At 47.1% G+C, this 15761-nt stretch carries 10 protein-coding genes and 1 pseudogene; 5 read left to right on the forward strand and 6 right to left on the reverse strand.

Features of this window, described 5'->3' with window-relative positions; all coding sequences use genetic code 11:
- Positions 1-17 precede the first annotated feature (17 nt).
- Positions 18-653 carry an SDR family oxidoreductase gene (locus ACJJII_RS17770; RefSeq protein WP_444917150.1) on the forward strand — a complete coding sequence of 212 codons (636 nt, stop codon included), beginning with the start codon at positions 18-20 and terminating at the stop codon, positions 651-653.
- Positions 654-1049: 396 nt separating this feature from the next.
- Here the strand turns inward: ACJJII_RS17770 and ACJJII_RS17775 are convergent, their stop codons facing one another.
- The 4 genes and pseudogenes from ACJJII_RS17775 to ACJJII_RS17790 form a co-directional block, all read right to left on the reverse strand.
- Complete coding sequence (locus ACJJII_RS17775; RefSeq protein ID WP_444917151.1) at positions 1050-3473, reverse strand: radical SAM protein; 2424 nt, start codon at positions 3471-3473, stop codon at positions 1050-1052.
- Positions 3474-3887: 414 nt separating this feature from the next.
- The gene (locus ACJJII_RS17780) at positions 3888-4517 is read right to left on the reverse strand and encodes an anaerobic ribonucleoside-triphosphate reductase activating protein (protein WP_444917152.1); all 630 of its coding nucleotides are present in this window, start codon (positions 4515-4517) and stop codon (positions 3888-3890) included.
- A pseudogene (locus tag ACJJII_RS17785) lies at positions 4510-6783 on the reverse strand (ribonucleoside triphosphate reductase). Before ACJJII_RS17785 ends, ACJJII_RS17780 begins: the two are co-directional and overlap by 8 nt.
- 188 nt (positions 6784-6971) lie before the next feature.
- Complete coding sequence (locus ACJJII_RS17790) at positions 6972-7862, reverse strand: LysR substrate-binding domain-containing protein (RefSeq protein WP_444917153.1); 891 nt, start codon at positions 7860-7862, stop codon at positions 6972-6974.
- A gap of 122 nt (positions 7863-7984) precedes the next feature.
- Here ACJJII_RS17790 and ACJJII_RS17795 point away from each other — a divergent pair, with 122 nt between their 5' ends.
- The 3 genes from ACJJII_RS17795 to ACJJII_RS17805 all read left to right on the forward strand — a co-directional run bounded on the left by ACJJII_RS17795 (position 7985) and on the right by ACJJII_RS17805 (position 10232).
- Positions 7985-8677 (forward strand): FMN-dependent NADH-azoreductase, encoded by a 693-nt coding sequence (locus ACJJII_RS17795; RefSeq protein WP_444917154.1) that lies wholly within the window; start codon positions 7985-7987, stop codon positions 8675-8677.
- 554 nt (positions 8678-9231) lie between these two features.
- Positions 9232-9840, forward strand: a complete 609-nt coding sequence (locus ACJJII_RS17800; protein ID WP_444917155.1) for an HD domain-containing protein — start codon at positions 9232-9234, stop codon at positions 9838-9840.
- 20 nt (positions 9841-9860) lie between these two features.
- On the forward strand, positions 9861-10232 hold the full coding sequence (locus ACJJII_RS17805; RefSeq protein ID WP_444917156.1) for a VanZ family protein: 372 nt from the start codon (positions 9861-9863) through the stop codon (positions 10230-10232).
- Between the two features lie 9 nt (positions 10233-10241).
- On the opposite strand, the gene ACJJII_RS17810 is transcribed toward ACJJII_RS17805, so the two are convergent.
- The gene (locus ACJJII_RS17810) at positions 10242-12674 is read right to left on the reverse strand and encodes an ATP-dependent DNA helicase (RefSeq protein WP_444917157.1); all 2433 of its coding nucleotides are present in this window, start codon (positions 12672-12674) and stop codon (positions 10242-10244) included.
- 2 nt (positions 12675-12676) lie between these two features.
- Positions 12677-14338 carry a VRR-NUC domain-containing protein gene (locus tag ACJJII_RS17815; protein WP_444917158.1) on the reverse strand — a complete coding sequence of 554 codons (1662 nt, stop codon included), beginning with the start codon at positions 14336-14338 and terminating at the stop codon, positions 12677-12679.
- 269 nt (positions 14339-14607) lie between these two features.
- On the opposite strand from ACJJII_RS17815, the gene ACJJII_RS17820 reads away from it, so the two are divergent.
- On the forward strand, positions 14608-15753 hold the full coding sequence (locus ACJJII_RS17820; RefSeq protein ID WP_444917159.1) for a hypothetical protein: 1146 nt from the start codon (positions 14608-14610) through the stop codon (positions 15751-15753).
- The last annotated feature ends 8 nt before the right edge of the window (positions 15754-15761 follow it).

Below are 15761 nucleotides of genomic sequence, written 5' to 3' on the forward strand. Positions count from 1 at the left end.
TAGACGTGGGCAGAGCAATGAAAGTACTTGTGGCGGGCGCTAACGGTGCAATCGGTCAAATCCTTGTGGGTAAACTTGTCGGCAAGGGGCACGAGGTAACCGCTATGGTCCGCAAGGAATCACAACAAGATAATTTACTTAGTACAGGTGCGCGCCCCATTCTTGGAGATCTGACAAAGAAGGAGTCCCTAAACAATGTGGTAAAGGGGCAAGATGCAGTCATTTTTGTTGCGGGCTCCAAGGGTAAAGCATTGGAGTCTGTGGATCGGGATGGTGCTATCCATCTTTGTGATGCAACGAAAAGCGCGGGTATATCGCGCTTTATTCTATTGAGTTCCATTTTTGCCGGGCGACCAGAGCAGGGGCCTGAAAAGCTCCAACCCTATCTAAAAGCCAAACATATTGCGGATGAATATGTAAAAAAAAGCGGCCTCGATTACACGATATTGAGACCTGGTGCCCTAACTGACACCTTGGGAACGGGGTTAATCAGCATAAGCGATTTATTTGCTGGGCCAGACATAGATATCAGCCGAGCCGATGTTGCAGAGGTAATTACCACTGCGCTGGATGAACCCAAAACGGTCGGTGCGGTTTTTGAATTCATTGGGGGCGAAACCCCGATTCCTGACGCATTAGCACAGCTAAACTAGGTTTTATCATTCAAGTTAAGAACCTCAACGTCTGATCAATCGCTTGCTCCCTATTGCAGCGCTGGATCTCCAACTTTTCAATGCCAATACCATAAAGCTTCTCCTGCATTTGATTCAATTTAGTCTCAGTCGTGAGGTTTGGGTGCTTACCCCACACGATGAAGACTTCGAATTAGATATTCCAGCCTGAGGGGTACATTCCCATCATATGAAACCCCAGTTCCCTAACTAGGGAAATAGCAGGTTACAGAGCCTTCTGGGCGATGGGCTCTACACCGGAAAGTACAACGGCATCCAGCAAGCTCCAGTGACTGTCCAGAAAAGTACTTTTAACAGAATGCAAGTGGTTATTACTCGAGACCTATCCTGATTGCGATGCCACAAGAACTCTAGAAACTAAACGGCAAGTGCTGCAAAAGATACTGTTCGATCCATCCCTGCAAGATACTTTTCCGGATTAGCTCCACTTCCACAGATAAAGTGTTCAAGTTTCTCAATGAACTCTGCTTCACTAATTTTTTCAGTATTCTCCGATACTGTCATCCGACTACCAGATGGAGGCATCATTTTATTCAGTGAAAGGTCATACTTTTTTAACATGGAAAGAACGCCACTTTGGGTGAAGAAGCTGCCTTTACCAGAAAACTGGACTCCATTCCTAAGTGTTTCCAGGTGTTGCTGCGAGTCCTTCCCGTTAGAGAGGATTATATCTGCGAGCTTACCAATTCCGGGAGCTTGGATTACTCTGAGTTTTCCACCCTTTTTTAGTTGTTTAGGCAAGCCAAATAATATGTCATCACGGTTATAGCTTTCAAAAATCATTCCATCCAACCAGATCGCATCATATAAATCGGGGTGAGTAGGATTGTCCTCCAGCGATTGATGTTCAAAAAGTGTTAACTTGTAGTTATCAAAATCCAAAGTTTGTAAAATATCTTGGACAATAAGGGATTGCCCATGTAGCGGTGTCAATATATGTACAAATTCGTTTACTTCTGCTAGGAATGGCGCCCAAATTGCTGGAACACGTGCAAAAATCAGCACTCGACCAACATTATGAAATCCATGTTGGAAGATGGCGTATCGATAATATGACAGCTCCTTACTGTAAGGTGAGACAGTTCTCTTGTCGGGCAGTGAGCTGGTAATCTCCCACCTATATAGCGGCGACTCTATCTCATCGAACCTTCCTTGGGGCTTGATACCAGATAAGCCAGAAATAATCTCATAATAGGTCTTTTGGCTTGTTTGCATCGCGGAACGTTTCTCATCATCGTTTTTTAGATGCCTTTTGTCCGTTGCTTTGCACAAGGTACAATAGGGGACCTCTTCGGGAGTTCCCATTGTTGCCCTTAAATGCTGCATATAAGGGTGATTCCACATGTTTTCTTCGTTGTGGAAACTCTTGGCATTTGTCCACTTGAAACTCGGCAGTTTCCTAAAGAAGTTACAACAGACTTGAGTTTGCGAAAAAATATTAATTTTCAGCGCTCTCCAAGGAGCCCAGCAGACGGGCACCAGGTTTTGCCTATCAAAAATGGACCATTCGTAACTAAGAGACACATCATCTCCGCTGCTAAGCGTGGACTCTATATCAGAGTAACTGGCAGCAATTTTGGCTATATTTAAACCTGTGGCCTGAGGTAAAGAGACCGGTGGGTATTTTTTCCTCGATTCCTTTCGTGCAAATTCCGCTTTAGCAGCTGCAACTATATCACTTAGATTTTGATCTGAATTGTGTAGCTTACGAGGGGCAACTGGTTTTTCCAGCTCTGTGCTACCGCCTGAGGCAGTATAGATGGGTTTATCGCTTGCAATGATTACAGAATCGTCTTGAGTTGGAACGCCTTTATCTACGGGTGCACCCAGTAGTTTTTCCAGGCTCGGCAGAGGTTTTGTAATTGAAATATTATTCCGCGCACATTCTTGTTCTAATTGACGGAAGATAGTGTTTGCCCTATGAGGTGTCCTAAAAATACTAGCTTTTTCTGTCAGCAAGTGATTACGACCATACTGGGGTGGTGGCACCATCGGGTTAACATTTAGGTCCCTAAAACCAAATCGGTGTAATAATGAGGGTAATTCTGGTAATTCATCAAGATTTCCACTGTGTACAACGTATCCAGCTCTAAGCCATGGACGCTCTCTACCATAACGCTTCTTTGAATCATTTAGTCGATCCATATTAGCTATAAACCGCTCCCATTTTAATGGAGTCATTGTCCATTCATAGGTTTCCTTACGAGCTGCATTTACTGAAACATAAAGATATGAAAAGTACTGAGCCACGATATCCGTCACTTCAGGACGCATGATTGAACCATTAGTAACTGAGCCCAAGGACAAATAGGGCGCAGTCGACCTTAACTGTTCTAAAATCTCCAAAATTTTGGGGTGAGCAAAAGGCTCACCCAAACCGCCACCATTGGGTGTAAAAGAGCGACAAAACTTCAACCAGTCAGCTCTTTGCAACTGTTCATATGACAACTTTTGGTTTGAAACTCGCTCAGGTAAGTATGCGCAAAAATTGCATCTGGCATTACATACATCTGTAATATTTGCACTAACGCTGACTGGAAACGATGCTACTTTTCCAATGCCTAGAGATGTCTCCCAAGCTGCTAGCATTTCATTAGCTTCAATCAACTCAGCACTTGCACAAGCATCTTCAGAAACAGCATCTTCAATGAAATTTTTCCAGTCCTCGTAATTCAGATGTCGTATATCCTTATCAATATCATAAAAGCGTTTAACAAATGGATCAGATGAGCCGGAATCACCGAGACTACTAAATTCAGGTCTAGAATATACCCCTTTCATTAGTATTGAGCCTCTTTCTATATGTGAGTTAGTCAATCCCTGATAATACCCTTTATCTAAGGAGTAAACTTATATGAGAGAGTCCATTGTCGCTCTTTGTAACTTAGATAATAAGTACTTATTTCCAACCCGAATGATAGCTATAAATTTCAAAGTAAAGGGGAGTTATTTTTACTTATATTCAGTGGGGTCAGATTGAAGATAGGGTTTTAGATTCAAATTTTGCAAGTGCATTGAGTATATTTAAATCAGATATGAATCCTATGAATATTTCTGTGATATGTCTGGATTTCAGAGGAATTCACGATCTAGGGAGTCCCTTAAAACCCCGTAGGGAGGGCCTTTAAGTTAGAGCTACGGCGATTCTCCTGGCTATATTAGTGAACTATTAGTGACTAATACGAGATTACTGTTTTAATGGGACATAAATTTAAGTGTCTGATCAATCGCTTGCTCACTATTGCAGCGCTGGACCTCCAACTTTTCAATGCCAATACCACAAAGTTTCTCCCGTATTTGATTCAGTTCAGCATCAGTTGTGAGGCTCGGATGCCTGGTAAGGCGCACTTGCAGAGGTATCTTGGACTGAGCGAGAAGCTCCGCACATTGCCAAGGAGCCGCACCACTGCCATCAACACCCGTAATGGAAGGGTAGTTTTCCGGCATTGCTTTGATATCCAACCCCACCCAATCAAGACTTTGGATCAGGCGTTCCAGCCTGCGGGGGTAGATTCCCGCAGTATGAAGCCCGACCTTGAATCCCAGATCCTTAACTTGGGCAATCGCAGGTTCCAGGGCATTCTGGGCGGTGGGCTCTCCGCCGGAAAACACAACGGCATCCAGCAAGCCCCGGCGACTGTCTAAAAATGTGAGGATCTGATCCCAGTCATAGGCACTGGGTGCTCGCGCAGGCAGTAGATCGCCGTTATGGCAGTAGCGGCAGCGCCAGGGACATCCCTGGCAAAAAACCACCGCTGCCAACTCGCCGGGGAAGTCGATTGCCGTAAACGACGTGAATCCACCGACACGTAACTTATTACTCATAAGTTTTTAGTGCATTCCTGCTGTTGTCCGCCACAAAGAACTGGCGCTCCCGGTGCTCTGATTGTTTTCCCGGATTCCAAAATGAAACTGGGCGGTGGTACCCCATTACCCGGCTCCATACCTCGCAGCGGGTGCGATCTTCTTCTCTCAATAAAGTATCTTGTTGGCTCATGGTCTTTCTCCTTGAAAGTTTGGTTTAGTCGCTACAACAGGATTGCTCTCGGGCCAGGAGAGCTTCATCACAGCGAGGGCAGAATTCGTGTTCACCGCTCAGATATCCATGGACCGGGCAAATAGAAAAGCTCGGGGTCACGGTGATATAGGGCAGGCGGTAGTTTTCCAGAGCACGCCGCAATAAGCGGCGGCAACTATCGGCATCAGGCAACTGTTCGCCCAAATAAAGATGAAGCACAGTGCCACCGGTGTAACGGGATTGGAGGGATTCCTGTCGGGCCAGGGCCTCGAAGGGATCATCGGTAAAGCCCACTGGTAGCTGGGATGAATTGGTATAGTAGGGCGCTTCACTACTACCTGCCTGCATAATATCCGGGTAACGTTTGCGATCTTCGCGGGCAAACCGATAAGTAGTGCCCTCTGCCGGAGTTGCCTCCAGATTGTAGAGATGCCCGGTTTGTTCCTGGAATTCAGTCATGCGCATACGGATATGGTCGAGTAATTGCTCGGCCAGTGCTTTCCCATCTTCCGTAACCACACTTTCGTTATCCCCACTAAAGTTTCTCAGCATCTCATTGATGCCATTCACCCCGATCGTGGAGAAGTGGTTGCGCAGAGTCCCCAGGTAGCGGCGAGTGTAGGGAAACAAACCTGCATCCATATGCCGCTGGATGACTTTCCGTTTCACTTCAAGGGAATCACGGGCAAGTATCAGCAGTTTGTCCAGCTGGGTGAGAAGAAGCTGCCAGTTTCCTTTATAGAGATATCCAAGGCGGGCACAGTTGATAGTTACTACGCCGAGTGAACCTGTCTGTTCGGCGGAGCCAAAGAGGCCGTTGCCGCGCTTTAACAGTTCGCGTAGATCAAGCTGTAAGCGACAGCACATGGAACGGACCATGTTTGGGCTCAGGTCTGAATTTATAAAGTTTTGGAAATAGGGCAGACCGTAGCGAGCGGTCATGGCAAACAGCCGCTCAGCATTTTCGCTCTCCCAAGGGAAATCCTCACTGATGTTGTATGTGGGAATAGGGAAGGTGAATACCCTTCCGCGCGCATCCCCCTCGCTCATGACTTCGATATAGGCGCGGTTGATTAGATCCATTTCCTCTTGCAGGTCGCCATAGGTGAAGGGCATTTCCTGACCGGCAATCACAGGCACCTGCTCGCGCAAATCCTGGGGGCAAACCCAGTCGAAAGTGAGATTAGTAAAGGGGGTCTGGGTACCCCAGCGGGATGGCACATTCAGGTTAAAGATCAGCTCCTGAATGCACTGGCGTACGGTCGCGTAGTCCAGCTGGTCCTTGCGCACAAAAGGCGCAAGATAGGTATCGAAAGAGCTAAATGCCTGCGCGCCCGCCCATTCGTTTTGCAGTGTTCCAAGAAAGTTAACAATCTGTCCGACCGCGCTGGTCAAGTGGGCCGGCGGTGCCGATTCGACTTTTCCCGGAATACCATTCAGCCCTTCATGTAATAGGGTGCGCAGCGACCAACCTGCACAATATCCAGCCAACATATCCAGGTCGTGGATGTGTAAATCGCCATCCCGATGTGCTGCGCCGATCTCAGGGGAATAAACATGATTTAACCAATAGTTGGCAATCATTTTACCTGCGCTGTTCAGGATCAACCCCCCTAGGGAATATCCCTGGTTCGCATTGGCTGCAACTCGCCAATCCGCTTGCTCTAAATACTCTTCAATAGAAGCACCGACATCCACCAGTGTTTGCCGATCAGTGCGCATTTGCGCATGCCGCCCCCGATAAGCGATATAGGCGCGGGCAGTATCAATGTAATCGTTATTGATCAATACCTGTTCAGCAATATTCTGAATCTCTTCAATATCAATGGGCTCACCACTATCAAAGCGGTGCTTGATCACTTTAAGTACAGATTCGGTAAGTTGTTCCGCTTCCTGTTGATCAAAAGATTCCGTTGCCTGGCCAGCACTGAGAAGAGCCAAAGTGATCCTGCGAGCATCAAAAGCCAGTGTCCTGCCATCTCGCTTACGCACCAACAGTTGATCTGAACTTACCTGCGAAATCTGTTCTGAAGCTGGTGCGGCTTCGCTGTCGGGTATAGCGGTACTGGTCATCGGACTTCCTCACAATTTGTGGGGAGAGCATATCGAAGAGACAGGAACGCCAATTGATCCAGATCACTATATATGGCGCGCTGATTAATAGATAAACACAATATGTTGTGCTCTTGGTGTGGACTTAGATTAGGTACATACCTACTCTCGGCAAGTCCGAAGGCGAGTTCAGTGCCAGTCGGATGTACCTAACTATAGGGAGAATCGCGAAGTGCTTCCTTCAGCCAGGTTATGAAAGCCAACACATTTCCATTTCTTGAATGGCGGCTAGGTATTAATGCGGAATAGGTAAATCCCTCAATCCCTGAAAGCTTGGAGTCTCCTCTGTAGGGGACCAGCCATTGATTGTGCAAAGGATTTTGAACAAGAAGCGAACTTACTAGCGCAATACCCTGGCCAGCCAAGGCGGCCTGGATTACATGATGCTCCTGGTCAAACTGCCGCACGCGAATGCCATCAAGTTTTCTTTTGAGGAGAGTTTGCCAGTTCAGCGGTTGAAGTGATGAGTTAACCCATTTTGTTTCCAGAAGTTGAGCTTCAGAAATATCCCTAATCTGAGTCAGGTAGCTTGGTGCAGAGTAGACACCGATTGTTTCGGTGGCCAAGTGGAGAGCATTTTTTGTACTTTCATCATATTTCCCGTACCGAATAGCGATGTCGATGCGTCTATCTCGCTCGATATCACTCACTTCTTCCCCGGTCACTACTGAAACAACGATATCTGGAAATTTCTGATAAAAATTCTCCAGATGGGGCACAAGCCACATAGCAGCAAAGCTTGAAGTCGTACTAACGGTCAGTGTTTTCTTTGAACACGTTATTTCACTCACCGTTTCAGTGAGCTGCTGAAAAATTTGAGAGGTAGTTTGAGCGAGCATCTGCCCTTCACTGGTCAACTGCACGGCACGGGTTTTGCGCTCGAATAATGTTGTACCCAGGGACTCCTCCAAACCCTTTATCTGATGTGATACGGCTGTCGGCGTTATAAAGAGTTCTTCCGCAGCTCTCTTGAAACTGCCCAGCCTGGCGGCGGCATCGAATACTTTGAGGGCGTTGAGGGAGGGCAGGTTTGGGTACACCGATCAGAATCTCTTATAGATGAGTTTTCCTCATCTATAAGAAGAAATAACTCGTTTGTCAAGGATACTCCCCAGCATCACCATAGATGAACCTTCAGGCGGTTTAGTAAAGGTTCCAGACTATGAAAACACTATTACATATTGACGCTAGTGCCCAGAAGTGGAGCGGCTTAGCAGCACCATATGAAAGTGCGAATATCCCCAGGCATACCTCAATCTCCAAAGCAGTTGCCGCGAGTTTTGTAAGCAGCTGGCTAGAAAAGAGGCCTAAAGATAAAGTTATCCATAGAGATGTCGGTTTAAATCCACCAGGTTTTGTTAATCAAGATTGGATTGCCTCGGTTTTTACGCCTGAAGCGGATCGCACCAAGGAGCAACAGTCCTTGGTCGCGCTTTCTGACACCTTAATTGATGAGCTATCCCAGGCGGATATCATTGTTATGTCCACTTCGATGTATAACTACGGCATGCCTGCCGCACTTAAGGCCTGGTTCGATCAAGTTGTTCGTATCAACAAGACGTTCACCTTTGATTTAGACCGCGGTGACTTCCCCTTAGAGCCTATTATGTCTGGCAAAAAGCTGGTGCTAATCACCTCTGCCGGGGAGTTTGGCTTTGGACAAGGAGGAATCCGTGAGCAAATGAATCACCTGGGGCCACATATCCGAACCTTAAGCCACTATTTGGGGGTTGAGGAGTTTCATGAAATCAATGCGGAGTACCAGGAATTTGCTGATGAAAGGCATCGGGATTCGATTAAACGAGCTTTCCTCAAAACCCAGGAGTTATCCGCAACGTTGGCTAACTGCCTTTAAAGTTTGCCTGCCAAAGCAGCTTGTCTACCCAATGAAGTGGCCAGCGACTTGTCAGAGTGGCCTCCCGATACTTACTATGCGGAATAGGCGCAAATAGCGTCTTTGTCAGCTCTCAATTTGTACTCTGGTACAAAAAAGTAAATAAGTATCTGAGGATTCATGAAGCAGCGGGTATTTGGCAATTCATCGAACGACAACGCGAATATTACTTTAGCCTCTGGAAACAATTGCCGGTTGATCAGGGTTCGTAGAGACCTAATACCGAATTACCACCTCTTGGTTTTTCCAAAATCCCAGGGAGAACCAAGTAAGGAGGAGGTTAGTGAGATGGTTTCACTTGGCATTGAGCATGCAAGAAGCATTGCCGAATCAATAGTCGATGACCCAGAAGCCTATACTCTCCTTTACAGTGCTCGACGGGAAAAAGGCTGGCATATTCATATCGTATTATTGGGGAATCGATGGAGAAAGGCATGGCTTTATTTGGTATTGGCAGGGAAAAACATTTTACAAGCTACGGGTTTTCGGAAAGATGACGCTCCGAGGATTAGCCAATGAACCAAAATAGATGGCTCAACCTAATGGGGGCACTCAATCTTCCTGAATCCCTTCAGTGCTTCGAAAAGTTAGTTTCTTCGTATGCAGAGAATCACAGGCATTATCATACAGGGCATCACATTGATGCGATGCTGAAGCACTTTGATAAAGTTGCAGAGCTTGCCGAGCACCCCCATGAGGTCGAGTTGGCTATCTGGTTTCACGATGCGATTTACAAGCCATTTTCCTCTAAGAATGAAGAAAACAGTGCTCTATGGGCAAAAAAGTTCCTGATCAATTCCGGGTATTGTCCCGCAGGAGTGGATAGGGTGTACCAATTGATTATGGCAACCTGCCACAATTACACGCCAGTTAGTATTGATGAAAAGCTAATTATCGACATTGACCTAACGATCCTGGGTGCCAGCACAAGCGTTTTCGAAGCTTATGAAAAACAAGTCCGTAAAGAGTATCGGCTGGTACCGATTATGATTTACAAAAAGAAACGCAGGGAACTATTAAGGGAATTTTTGTCTCAGAAAAGGCTTTATCACACCGATTACTTTCACAGTCACTTTGATGCTCAAGCTCGAAGTAATATTAAAAGAAGTTTACAGGCCTTTTGACGTACTCTTGCGTGGTTTAAATGATAATTCAACTTCCCTTAAGGCTCGTCTACAACTACTGGATTCTGCTAACAGTGGTGTTTTTGTGCATTATTACGAGCCTATCCCTGTTTCCGCTTCCCGAAGTACCCAATATACCCGGCACCGACAAAACCAATCACTTAATTGCCTATAGTGCACTGATGTTCCCCGTCGCTCTGCGCAGGCCTAGTTACTGGTGGCTAATAGGGTTATTTTTTGTGCTGTGGAGCGGTGGCATAGAGTTACTTCAACCTTACGTGAATCGCACAGGTGAGTGGTTGGATTTCGCGGCTAATACGGCAGGGATATTGAGCGGCACACTTATCGCTTGGGTGCTGGGAAAATTTGGGCTGAGGGAGTACAAATCCTAAAAACCTGGATTAGCTCAAGCTCCAGAACTGCTCCAACTTGCCCGTTAACTGATCGGTATTGCGACAAATCACCGGTTGCCAGTGCTCGGGGAAAAGCTGCCAATAAAAAGGTTCTGAAAAGCGGCTATCTACCAGAATGATCACACCTTTATCAGATTCGGAACGTATAACCCGACCGGCAGTTTGCAGTACGCGAGTCATCCCTGGATAGCGGTAGGCGATATCAAATCCATGGATGCCAGTGGTTTCTGCAGCACCGCGCTGCAGCTCCCGCTCAATATTAATTTGCGGGAGCCCGGTACCCACGATAATAGTGCCAACCAACCTTTCCCCAACGTAGTCGATGCCTTCACCAAAGATCCCCCCCATAATAGCAAAGCCAAGGCTCTTACTACCTTCGTTGAATCCAGACAAAAACTCAGCGCGCTCCGTCTCTCCCTGTCCCGGCAGCTGTTGTAACAAGGACACTTCCGGGAATCTAGCCTTAAAACTCTCAGCAACTTGCTCCAGGTAACGATAAGAGGGAAAAAATACCAGGTAATTTCCGGTTCGGCTGTAAAAGGTACGAGAAATAATGTCGACGAGGTTCTCTATTGAGCGGTCGCGGGCTTGGTAGCGCGTATCTATATATGGACACAGGAAAACGCCCTGTTGCTGCGGCTGAAAAGGCAAGGGCAGTCTTAGGTAGGGCGACTCATGCTCTACACCCAGCTGACTATATATATAGCTGGCTGGGCGCAAAGTCGCAGAGAAGAGTATAGCGGCTTGGTTTTGCTGATAGGATCGCTGTAAAAACTGTGCAGCATTTAAACAAAGTAGCTTAATTTCCTGCTCCTGCCAGGGAGCATCCCGGTCAATCACCCGAGTGACGACTTTATGCTGATCGGAAAGCTCCTGCTCAATAACGGCGTAACGATAGACAGACCTTAACCACTCCGCTATTTCTTCTGGGGGCGACTGAGAGCTTTCTATAAGTTGGCTGACCGTGGAGAGCACTTTTTGCACTGCTCGGGAAACCGATTCTGGATGCTCTTCTTCACCTGTTGCTGCAGTGACCCAAACTTCACCCCCTTCAAAAGCACTGTGGCTTTGAGCTACACCAACTTCCCGCAATCGCTTGATCCAATTTTCAATTGCCCGAACCAGAGACTGGATACTTCTCTGCAATGTCGGAGAGTGCCCTTTGCAAGCATTAGCTGCGCGGCGACTATCACGGCGGGATAACTTTGCACTGTACATTTCCTGGGCGCGGTCGATCAAATTATGAGCTTCATCGACTAACAGTACGCGGCGATTGCGCTGGTCCTGAAAACTGGTCAGGCGTACCAAAGGGTCAAACACGTAATTGAAATCACATACCACCAAGTCTACCCAAGGCAATATTTGAAGGGAGAGTTCAAACGGGCAGATTTGCTGCTGATCCGCCACATCAGCAATCTCTTTGGGAGTTAACTGGGGCCGGCCGAGCAGGGCATCCATTGCAACTGGAAGTCGATCATAAAATCCTTTTGTTCTCGGACAGATGCCGTCATCATCACGGGTACAAAGCCCCAGGCTACAAGCACAGGCTTTTTCCCTTGCTTGAATTTCAAGTAAAGATAACTGCAAACCACTCGCCTGAAGTGCCTCAATGGTTTCCCGCACCATTTGCCGACCGGAATTCTTTGCTGTCAGGTAAACCAGCTGATCCAGCTCTTCCTCGCCAATTGCCTTTATGGCTGGGAAGAGGGTACTGATTGTCTTGCCGGTTCCCGTGGGTGCTTCAGCCACCAGCTCACCACCGTCCCGGAAACACCGGTAGGCTTCCACTGCCAGTTGGCGCTGGCCGGGGCGGTATTGCGGGAAAGGGAAAGCGAGCTGTTTCGCCGTATCTATAAGCTTTTTCCGATGTTCCTGCCAAGCCCTGTGCCAACACAAATATTTTGTGAGAACCTCAAGAGTGAAGGCCTCAAGCTCACTAAAGCGGTACTCTATGCATTCTGGATAGGCCTTGCGCTCCTTGAGGTTATACCAGACAACTTGCAGGGCAACTGTATCTGTACCACCTGTAGCACCTTCATTTACCAAGTGGCAATAGCCGTAAATTTTTAGCTGGGCCCAATGCAATTTCTTGGCGGCTTCGGGCAACTTCGATGGGGGTAAATAAGTGGTCTTAATTTCATCCAGCTGAGCCGGTTTATGCAAATCACTTTTCGGGTGAAAAATGTCAACCCGGCCGCTCAAAGTAACCTGCTGTTCCATCCAATCTATTTGGGTCTTGAGCTTGTATTCTGCCTCAGCGCCTTTGGGCCGCTGATTTTGTAGCTTCTGATGAGCCCGAATCCCTTCCTGGGCAGAGGGCCCTGAAGTTGGTTCCCGAATCAAATCTCCGTTGCGGCAGGAAAAAGCGACTAGCTCTCCCACAGAAAGATTCAAAATCTCAGCCGACTCTAAGCTATCCAAAGCTAGCGCCACTCCACATGAATTACCCGATGAGGGATCGCCTCTTCAGCAAAAAACGCCAGCCAGCGTTCTTGGTTTTTTTGTAAGCGATCCCCAGGACCTTTAACCTCCACGAGTTCATAGTGGCCGGAGGGAGTAAAGCAAATAAGGTCTGGCAGCCCATTTCTATTCTGTGTGATATCACTGAGCATGCGAGTAAAAATTGAACGCCAATGACTTAGGGGGATTCTATCCAGCGCCTTCTCAAGTAGTTCTGTAGACAAAGCCTCCCAAGTAACCAAAGGGTTGGCAATACCTTGTTTCTCAGCAAAGGTAGCGAGGACACGGGACTTCAAGGGCTCATGCTCTATTTCAGCCAATCGCTGGGTGAATAGCGCTTGTCGGGAATAGTAAAAATCCGCGGTGCAAAAATCGGCTGGGGCTACCTGGAAGGGGTTGAAAAAAGCACCAGGCACAGGTGCAAACAGTATGTCCCAAATATAGAGGCCCAACACACCAGTGAATAGGGTGTTCTCTACATAAAAACACTCACCACCGCTAGAACCTTCAAGGTGCTCTGCCACCTGTAGCTCAACACAGATTTCCCCCTGCGCCAAACTTATCACTTCAGTGGGGGCTTGGATTTTATGAGGTGCCTGCCAATTGTTGAGGCCTCCACTTCGTTTGGCTGTGCGGTAACCAAAGCTAAGAGCAAACTCTCTTTCTGCCTGGTCCATAGGGAAGGCTATTATTTCCTCGCATATTTCCAATGCTAGAGTGTCGTACCCTTGCTTTACGGCAATTCGTGCGCGGCGCTCACGGGCGGGAGGGGTTTTACAAAGTTGATATAGTGCATCGGCCTGCTCAAGAGCATTGAGCCGCTCAAGCTGCCGTGCCAACTTAAGACGTATTCTGTTCAGCCGACGAGCCAGGGTTGAGTCACCATCGATACCTTCTGGCAGTTGAGCAGATAGGGCCAATATGGCTTCCGCATCTTCCAGTAATGGCTCTTCTAACAGCTCCAGGCATTGGTAGTAAAGCAGATACTGATCAATTTGCGAGCGGCTTTGAAAGGGGAGATTTTGCTTATCCAGTGGATAGGATTCATACCGATAAAGCCCAAGATCCCGCAATACATAGTCGGTAAGATCCTGATTCAAGTTGCCAAAGTAGCACAGTTTGAAAGTCTGGAAATGTTCGGCACCCTGGACAGCTAGTACCCTGTCCTCAGAAAGCAACTTCACAAACCAGTCACTCGAACTGGAGTCTTCAAGCAATAGTTGCTCGAGGGAAGGCCGGCTGAGAGACTTGGATATACCCGAGGGTCCTGCCGCAAGCAATTCAGCTTTGGTAAATAGTGGTAGATATTCTTGTGCCGTTAACACCGGATTAAAACAAAATAGTCCAGCGCGATCCAAAACAGCTGCAGCACTTTCAATGCTCTCTATCTCGCCATAGCTAAGCTTCCCCAGGCGGAAAAGCGATCCTCTAGAGGAAGGTACTCCTTTACGGGACAGCAAACGCACATAGAGCCGCTGGCTATAAATATCCAACTCTTGGAAGGTTTTAAAAAAATTTTGCTCAGATGTGGTGATAAGCCCGGAATAATGTTGGCTAACAAATTCAATCAACGCTTTGAAGTTGTCCAGGTAGTAGCCATTTGGCAATTCTATCGGTTGGGTCATGGCACAAGCGCTAGTTTTTCGATCTATCTATCGTCGATGCCGCACACCAGCTCCTTATGACGTGATATGCAAACAATGAGGCAGAGGTTACTCTGGGGCTGTATGGTTATACAGCAAGTTAGCCCGGTGAACAAACAACAATCCCAAGCTTTCTTCTTAGTTATTCAGCCATTTTTTCCTATGGCAACTCCCTTGATGCTCATCCAGGCTTGCAGTCGAGGCTTATAAGCGGTCGCCCCATAAGATTTAACCAATAAGGGATTACCTCTATGAAAGTGACAAATTCTGTGACTGCAGTCGCGCTATTTGCCGCCAGCGTATCTGCTCTAGCTGATAATAATGTCACCCTGGTATTCCAGGAAGGTACTGGCAATAGTGCAACTTCTGATCAGTCCGATGGTACTGTGCATAACAACTTGATTGTTCAGACCCAAATCGGCGATTTCAATGACTCGGATGCATCCCAAACTACGGGCACTTCTGAAAGCACTATTGAACTGGTGCAGACGGGAAATTTGAATCAGGCCTCAGCAGTGCAACAGAATGCAACGCAACTTACTACGTCTTCCCTGACCCAGAATGGCAGTGATAATACAGCGACCTTGCTGCAAGACGATGCTCAACTCAGCTCCTTCACTGGCTCTCAGTCTGGAGACTTAAACGACATCCAAGTCCTGCAACAGGAAGATGTTACTTCCACCACACTTGTTGCATCTCAACAAGGAATGTCTAACACATTGGTTTTAGATCAGCGTATAAGGGTGGATAGCACTAGTGCCATGTTCACCCAAGTTGGTGACTCCAACTTCGCCAATATAGATCAGGATAGAGATGTAACCTTTACCTTTGCTATGGCCAGCCAGACTGGCTCTTCCAACTTTTTAGATATCGAGCAGGATGAAGTCACGACGACGAGCACTGCAATAATAACGCAGATAGGTGATTCGAATACCGGAAGAATAGAACAGGAAACTGATGTTTCAGCTGCTACTGGGATAGTCACCCAGATTGGTGACAATAACATTGCAAATGTGGATCAGGAGAATATTACCTCAAGCAGCGGTGAAGTAATGCAAACCGGCTCTTCTAATACGGTAAATCTTGATCAAGGGAACGAAAATATTGCTGCTATTGAACTTATTTCCTGTACCACTCTAGTAATCCAAGATGGCTCAGCCAATACAGCACAAATAGATCAGGGGCAGGACGGGTCTTTGCTCACTAGTTCACTGGTGCTCAATCAGTTTGGTGATTCTAATTCTTCCCAGATTAATCAACATAGCGGTATTAGTAGCAGCATTCTGGTGACGCAAAACGGTGTTTCCAATACTCAAACAACTTTGCAGGTTGGCAGTGGTGAAATCGCATTAACCACGCAAACTGGCACAGGTAATGTTGGCAATACCTTCCAATAAAACACCTG

Source organism: Microbulbifer maximicatervae (SeqCode), assembly GCF_052467825.1.

Bases quoted from the DNA above. Each gene is read 5' to 3' on its own strand.
- ACJJII_RS17795 (WP_444917154.1), top strand. From the start codon at position 7,985: ATGAAAACACTATTACATATTGACGCTAGTGCCCAGAAGTGGAGCGGC.
- ACJJII_RS17770 (WP_444917150.1), top strand. From the start codon at position 18: ATGAAAGTACTTGTGGCGGGCGCTAACGGTGCAATCGGTCAAATCCTT.
- ACJJII_RS17820 (WP_444917159.1), top strand. From the start codon at position 14,608: ATGAAAGTGACAAATTCTGTGACTGCAGTCGCGCTATTTGCCGCCAGC.
- ACJJII_RS17780 (WP_444917152.1), bottom strand. From the start codon at position 4,517: ATGAGTAATAAGTTACGTGTCGGTGGATTCACGTCGTTTACGGCAATC.
- ACJJII_RS17805 (WP_444917156.1), top strand. From the start codon at position 9,861: ATGATAATTCAACTTCCCTTAAGGCTCGTCTACAACTACTGGATTCTG.
- ACJJII_RS17775 (WP_444917151.1), bottom strand. From the start codon at position 3,473: ATGAAAGGGGTATATTCTAGACCTGAATTTAGTAGTCTCGGTGATTCC.
- ACJJII_RS17800 (WP_444917155.1), top strand. From the start codon at position 9,232: ATGAACCAAAATAGATGGCTCAACCTAATGGGGGCACTCAATCTTCCT.
- ACJJII_RS17815 (WP_444917158.1), bottom strand. From the start codon at position 14,338: ATGACCCAACCGATAGAATTGCCAAATGGCTACTACCTGGACAACTTC.